Genomic DNA, 3,133 nt, shown 5'->3' on the forward strand with positions numbered 1-3,133 from the left:
CGGCGTTGTGCGCGATGTTGAGCACCGCCTGGATGAGCTGCTCGCGGTCACCGCGGAATTCGGGGATGGAGGTGTCGTAGTCGCGCCGCACGGCAAGGCCGCGCGGGAACTCGGCCAGGATCAGCGAGCGCACCCGCTCGCACACCTCATGGATGTTGACATCGCTGACCACATGCGGCTTGCGGTGTGGCGCCAGCAGCCGGTCCACCAGCGCCTGCAGGCGGTCGGCCTCCTGGATGATGACCTGGGTGTATTCCGTCAAAGCACGTGACTCGACTTCCATCTCCAACAGCTGCGCCGCGCCGCGAATGCCCCCCAGCGGGTTCTTGATCTCGTGCGCCAGGTTGCGGATCAGCTCCTTGTTGGCCTGCGCCTGGCCCAGCGCACGCTCTTCGCGGTCTTGGCGGGTCTGCTGCTCGATTTCAACCAGCTCGACGATCACCTGGTCGGCCCGGTCCATCTGGTTGACGATCACGTGCACGGGCAGCGGGTCGCTGTGAACCGAGGCCGGCCGGCGCAGCAGCGCCTCGAAGCGGCTGGTGGCGAAATCGTTGCGCGCGACCGCAGCCACCGTTTCGCGCACGATGTGGGCGTCGACGAACCAGTCAAACAACGAGCCGCGCAACACGCTGCGGCGAGACAGCCCCAGCACATGCTCGAAAGCGGCATTGGCAAACAGGCAATGCCCTTCGCGGTGAACCACTGCCACCATGGTGGCCAAGTGGTCAAACGCCTGGAATGAGAGGGGTTGAGGGGCCGATGCAGGCGGCCGGGCGCTGACCGGGCTCACTGCAGCTTGGGAGCTTGTTGCGGCAGCTTGCCTAGTTCGCGCTTGAGGGCTGCGATGTCACTTTCTTTGCGAGCAATGCTGGCCTTCATCTCGGCCACACGGTCCTGGTACTTCTGGTAGTTCTTCTCGTCGCCTCGGCGCTCGGGCTCGCCGCTGTTGAACTCCTTCTGAAGAGCGGCCAACTGCTCTTCTTCCTTGCTCAACTCGTTTTCGAGAATGCGACGCGCGTCGGTGTCGCGGGCGCGTTGTTCATTGGCTTCCACCTTCGAGCCCTCGCCGCGGCTGGCCGATGGCACCGGAGCGCCCGGGCGAGGCTTGACGGACTGGATCACCGTGATGGGCGCACCCTCCAAGGTGCGGCAGCCCTTTTCCTTGGCCTCCTTGGCCGACAGGCTGTCGGTGTAGAGCACCGGGTTGCCGGGGCAGCGGTACACGGGCTTGTTGGGGTCCTGAGCCCAGGACGCAGTCGCTGCAAAGGCAGCCAGCAAAGTCACGGACAGCTTGAAATGCACTGATGTCATGTAGTCACCTCTGACTCTGTAACGCGGGCATCGGTGCGCCGGGTGACAGGGCCATGCCCGGGATTGTGGCCGATTGCCGCTCGCAAACGAAAAAAGGGACGGCATGGCCGTCCCTTGGATACGCAGAGCCCTCGCGGGTTCAGAGCGTGTAGTACATGTCGAACTCGACCGGATGGGTCGCCATGCGGAAACGCGTGACGTCTTGCATCTTCAGGTCAATGTAGGCATCGATGTAGGCGTCAGTGAACACACCACCCTTGGTCAGGAAGGCACGGTCCTTGTCGAGGTACTCGAGCGCTTGATCCAGGCTGTGGCAGACGGTCGGGATCAGCTTGTCTTCTTCCGGCGGCAGGTGGTACAGGTCCTTGGTGGCGGCTTCGCCCGGGTGGATCTTGTTTTCCACGCCGTCGAGACCGGCCATCAACATGGCCGAGAAGCCCAGGTACGGGTTCATCAGCGGGTCCGGGAAACGCGCCTCGACACGGCGGCCCTTGGGGTTGGCCACGTGCGGGATGCGGATCGAAGCCGAGCGGTTCTTCGACGAATAAGCCAGCTTCACCGGGGCTTCGTAGCCCGGCACCAGGCGCTTGTACGAGTTGGTTCCCGGATTGGTGATGGCGTTCAGCGCGCGAGCGTGCTTGATGATGCCGCCGATGTAGAACAGCGCGAATTCGCTCAGGCCGGCGTAGCCGTCACCGGCGAACAGGTTCTTGCCGTCTTTCCAGACCGACTGGTGCACGTGCATGCCGGAGCCGTTGTCGCCAACGATGGGTTTGGGCATGAAGGTCGCGGTCTTGCCATAGGCGTGGGCGACGTTCTGGATCACGTACTTTTGCAGCTGGACCCAGTCGGCGCGCTGCAGCAGCGTGCTGAACTTGGTGCCGATTTCCATCTGGCCGGCGTTGGCCACTTCATGGTGATGCACTTCGCAAGGAATGCCCAGCGATTCGAGCACCAGGCACATCTCGGAGCGCATGTCTTGCATGCTGTCGACCGGGGGCGTGGGGAAGTAGCCGCCCTTGACGGTGGGGCGGTAGCCGGAGTTGCCGTGCTCGTATTCCTTGCCGGTGTTCCAGGCGGCTTCTTCGGACTCGATCTTCGAGAAGCAGCCCGACATGTCGTTGCCCCAACGCACGCTGTCGAACACGAAGAATTCGGGTTCCGGGCCGAAGAAGGCGGTGTCGCCCAGGCCGGTCGACTTCATGTAGGCCTCGGCCCGCTTGGCCAGCGAGCGCGGATCGCGCTCATAGGGCTTGCCGTCGCTGGGCTCGACCACGTCGCAGGTCAGGATCAGGGTGGGCTCTTCGAAGAACGGGTCGATGTTGGCGGTGTTGGGATCGGGCATGAGTTGCATGTCCGAGGCTTCGATGCCCTTCCAGCCGGCGATCGAGGAGCCGTCAAAAGCGTGGCCCGCCGTGAACTTGTCTTCATCGAAGTGAGAGACAGGCACGGAAACGTGCTGCTCTTTGCCGCGGGTGTCGGTGAAACGGAAGTCGACGAACTTGACTTCGTTCTCCTTCACCATCTTCATGACGTCGGCAACGGTCTTGGCCATCAGGGAGCTCCTAGCGAGATGCTTTTTAGGGGTTGAATTCGAGGGGGTGTTGCAGGCAGATCCGAGCACGAGCGGCCTCGAAAATGCGCACAGGAATGTAGCAGAAAGCATGCCCGCGACCCGCTCCGAATACACGTGCCTGCGCCAGCACTCGCCGCAGCGCACTTGGCTTGGTGCACGGGCACTGAGTCAGCCCGGGAAATGAACCAAAGTGGTGCAAATTCACGCACCACTTTGGAACTCCGGTTTTTGGCTCAGCGCACCAGC

The 3,133-nt window shown here is 62.9% G+C and carries 3 protein-coding genes; all 3 read right to left on the minus strand.

The window, feature by feature from the left end; genetic code table 11:
* A partial coding sequence (locus RMO40_RS25425) for a histidine kinase dimerization/phospho-acceptor domain-containing protein (RefSeq protein ID WP_309726789.1) occupies positions 1-712 on the minus strand: 712 nt, incomplete at its 3' end.
* Between the two features lie 74 nt (positions 713-786).
* A complete protein-coding gene (locus tag RMO40_RS25430) occupies positions 787-1,311 on the minus strand; it encodes a hypothetical protein (protein WP_309726791.1) in 525 nt (174 codons plus the stop codon).
* Positions 1,312-1,450: 139 nt separating this feature from the next.
* Positions 1,451-2,866 (minus strand): type I glutamate--ammonia ligase, encoded by a 1,416-nt coding sequence (gene glnA, locus RMO40_RS25435; RefSeq protein WP_309726793.1) that lies wholly within the window; start codon positions 2,864-2,866, stop codon positions 1,451-1,453.
* Positions 2,867-3,133 lie beyond the last annotated feature (267 nt).

The sequence above is a fragment of the Rhizobacter sp. genome (genome assembly GCF_031412075.1).
In the GTDB taxonomy this organism is placed as follows: domain Bacteria; phylum Pseudomonadota; class Gammaproteobacteria; order Burkholderiales; family Burkholderiaceae_C; genus Rhizobacter.

Coding starts and splice junctions, on each gene's coding strand:
- RMO40_RS25430 (WP_309726791.1), bottom strand. CDS start 1,311: ATGACATCAGTGCATTTCAAGCTGTCCGTGACTTTGCTGGCTGCCTTT.
- glnA (WP_309726793.1), bottom strand. CDS start 2,866: ATGGCCAAGACCGTTGCCGACGTCATGAAGATGGTGAAGGAGAACGAA.